Origin of the sequence: Grimontia marina (assembly GCF_900060185.1) — a bacterium.
GTDB lineage: Bacteria > Pseudomonadota > Gammaproteobacteria > Enterobacterales > Vibrionaceae > Enterovibrio > Enterovibrio marinus.
The window spans coordinates 1-4,164 of record NZ_FIZY01000113.1; the positions used below are offsets into that span (position 1 = coordinate 1).

The 4,164-nt window shown below is 63.1% G+C and carries 1 protein-coding gene; it reads left to right on the forward strand.

Going from position 1 to position 4,164, the window contains the following annotated elements:
* Nucleotides 1-4,164, forward strand: a 4,164-nt coding sequence (locus tag GMA8713_RS25145; RefSeq protein WP_368730454.1) for a beta strand repeat-containing protein, incomplete at both ends; no start/stop codon positions are given.

The window sequence follows — 4,164 nt, forward strand, 5'->3', positions numbered from 1 at the left end:
TGACCGACCAGGATGGCAACGTCATCTTCTCCGGCACCGTGACTCAGGACATGCTGGATAATGGTCTGGATCTGAGCATAGATCCGCCTGCCACCGGCACCAATCTGGTGGTCACGGCCACCGTCACTACGCCATCGGGCAACACTGCCGAGGGCTCAGACAATGCCACCCTGGATTACGGCGTGGGCAGCGGTGCCCCGGCGGCACCGACGGTGGTAATTACCGAAGATGCCAACAATGATGGCTACATCAATGATGCCGAGCTCAATGGTCAGATAGACATCACCGTGACCCTGGGCGCAGGCACCGCCGTGGGCGACACGCTTGTGGTGACTGACCAGGATGGCACTGTCATCTTCTCCGGTCCGGTCACTCAGGACATGCTGGATAACGGGCTTGACCTGACGATGGACCCACCGGCCACCGGTACTGATTTCGTTGTCACCGCCACCGTCACCGACCCGGCAGGCAACAGCGCCGAGGGCTCAGACAACGCCACACTGGATTACGGCGTGGGCAGCGGCGCACCAAGTGCGCCGACGGTCACCATTACCGAAGATGCCAACAACGACGGCTACATCAATGATGCCGAGCTCAGTGGTCAGGTAGACATCACCGTGACCCTGGGAGCAGGCACTGCCGTGGGCGATACCGTCACCGTGACCGACCAGGATGGCAACGTCATCTTCTCCGGCACCGTGACTCAGGACATGCTGGATAACGGCCTGTCACTGGCCGTGGATGCGCCAGCCACTGGCGACACCCTGGCGATTACTGCCACCGTCACTGACCCTGCCGGCAACAGCGCCGAAGGCAGCGACCAGGCGGTCATGGATTACGGCGTCGGCACGGGCGCACCGGCCTCACCAACAGTGGTGATTACCGAAGATGCCAATAACGATGGCACCATCAATGATGGCGAGCTCAATGGTCAGATAGACATCAGCGTGACACTGGGCGCGGGGACTGCTGTGGGCGATACCCTCACGGTGACCGACCAGGATGGCAACACCCTGTTCAGCGGCCCGGTCACCCAGGCCATGCTGGACAATGGCCTGGCCCTGACGCTGGATGCACCGGCAGCGGGCACCACCCTCACGGTGAATGCCAACGTCACCGACCCGGCGGGCAACACCGCCAATGGCTCAGACAGCGCGGTACTGGATGTCGGCAGCACGGCGCCGGGCACGCCTGTGGTCACCATCACCGAAGATGCCGACAACGACGGCTACATCAATGATGCCGAACTGGTGGGTCAGGTGAACATCACCGTGGCCCTGACCGGCGGCACGGCGGTGGGTGACACCCTTGTGGTCACCGACCAGGATGGCAACACCCTGTTCAGCGGCCCGGTGACCCAGGCCATGCTGGACAATGGCCTGGGTTTGGCGATTGATGCCCCGGCCAGTGGCACCACCCTGGTGGTCACCGCCACCGTCACCGATGCGGCGGGCAACACCGCCAATGGCAGTGACAGTGCGATACTGGATACCAGTGGCGGCAACCCGAACCTGGGGGCCCCGACCCTGACCATTGATGAAGATGCCAACAATGACGGCTACATCAATGATGATGAGCTCGATGGCGACATCAACTTCAGCGTGGCGCTGGGCGCCGGCACAGAGGTGGGTGACTCCCTGGTCATCACTGACCAGGCGGGTAACGAGGTGTTTAACGGCACCGTGACCCAGGCCATGCTGGACAATGGCCTGTCGCTGACGATGACCCCGCCAGCGACCGGCACCGGCCTGACCTTGACGGCCACCGTGACCGACACCAGTGGCAACAGCGCCACCGGCAGTGACTCGGCCACCCTGGATCACGGCAGCAGTGCGCCTACCGCACCGACTGTGGTCATTACCGAAGATGCCAACGGTGATGGTTACATCAACGATGGCGAGCTCAGCGGTGAAGTGGATATCACCATCACCCTGGGCACCGGCACCGCCGTGGGTGACACTATTGTGGTCACCGATAACGCGGGCAACACCCTGTACGAAGGCCCGGTCACCCAGGACATGCTGGACAATGGCCTTGACCTGTCTGTGGCCGCCCCGGCGACCGGCACCGAGCTGGAAATCACCGCCACGGTCACTGATCCGGCGGGCAACAGCGCTGAGGGCTCTGACTCGGCCACCCTGGATTACGGCACAGGCAGCGGCGCACCGGCGTCGCCAACGGTGGTCATTGATGAGGATGCCAACAACGACGGCTACATCAATAGCGATGAGCTCGATGGTGACATCAACATCACCGTCACCCTCGGTGCAGGCACCGCGGTGGGCGATACCCTGGTGGTCACCGACCAGGATGGCAATGCACTGTTTAACGGCACCGTGACCCAGGCCATGCTGGATAACGGCGTGCCGGTCACCATGACCGCGCCAGCCACCGGCACGACCCTGACCGTGACGGCCACCGTCACCGACCCGGCGGGCAACACCGCCAACGGCAGTGATGCGGCCACCCTGGATCACGGCACCGGCACCGGCGCCCCGGCGGCGCCGACGGTCGAGATTACCGAAGATGCCAACGATGATGGTTACATCAACGATGACGAGCTGGACGGTCAGGTGGACATCACCATCACCCTGGGCGCGGGTACGGCTGTGGGTGACACCCTTGTGGTCACCGACCAGGATGGCAACACCCTGTTTGAAGGCCCGGTCACGCAGGAGATGCTGGATAACGGCCTTGACCTGAGCATTGACCCACCGGCCACCGGCACCACGCTGGAAGTGACCGCCACCATTACTGACCCGGCGGGCAACAGCGCACAAGGCAGCGAATCTGCCACCCTGGATTACGGCGTGGGCAGCGGCGCACCGGCCGCTCCGACCGTCACCATTACCGAAGATGCCGACAACGACGGCTACATCAGTGATGATGAGCTCGATGGTGACATCAACATCACCGTCACCCTGGGCGCAGGTACCGCCGTGGGCGATACCCTGATTGTCACCGATCAGGATGGCAATGCGCTGTTTAACGGCGCGGTGACCCAGGCCATGCTGGACAACGGCGTGCCGGTCACCATGACCGCCCCGGCCACCGGCACCACCATCACAGTGACCGCCACCGTGACCGACCCGGCGGGCAACACCGCCAATGGCAGTGACAGTGCCACCCTGGATTACGGCGACAGCGCCCCTACCGCGCCGACTGTGGTGATTACCGAAGATGCCAACAATGACGGCTACATCAATGATGCCGAGCTTAATGGCCAGATAGACATTAGCGTCACCCTGGGCAGCGGCACCGACGTGGGTGACACCATCGAAGTGACCGACCAGAATGATAACGTCATCTTCTCCGGCACGGTCACGCAGGACATGCTGGATAACGGTCTGCAGCTGGCCGTGGATGCACCGGCGACCGGCACCACACTGGCAGTGACAGCGACCATTACTGATCCTGCCGGCAACAGCGCTGAAGGCTCAGACTCCGCGACTCTGGATTACGGTGCGGGCATCGGCGCCCCTGCGGCCCCAGTCCTGACCATTACCGAAGATGCCGATAACGACGGCTATATCAATCATGATGAGCTCGATGGCGACATCAACTACACCATCGTCCTGGGCGACGGCACTGCGGTGGGTGACACCATCACGGTCACCGACCAGGATGGCAATGAGGTGTACACCGCCACCATCACCCAGGACATGCTGGACAATGGCCTGAGCCTGTCTATCCCGGCCCCGGCGGATGGCACCGCCATCACCCTGACGGCCACGGTCACCGACCCGGCTGGCAACACCGCCAGCGGCAGTGACAATGCCCTGCTGAGCAGCGGCCCGGCGGCCCCAACGGTCACCATTACCGAAGATGCCAACGACGATGGCTACATCAATGACGCCGAGCTGAGTGGCCAGGTGAACATCACCGTCACCCTGGCCACCGGCACCGACGCGGGTGACACCCTTGAAGTGACTGACCAGGATGGCAACACCCTGTTCTCCGGCCCGGTCACCCAGGACATGCTGGATAATGGCCTGGAGCTGAGCATTGATCCGCCTGCCACCGGCACAGAGCTTGACATCACCGCCACGGTCACCGACAGCGCCGGCAACAGCGCCGAAGGCACTGACTCCGCCACCCTGGATTACGGCGTGGGCACCGGTGCCCCGGCGGCGCCGACTGTCGTGATTGATGAAGATGCCAACA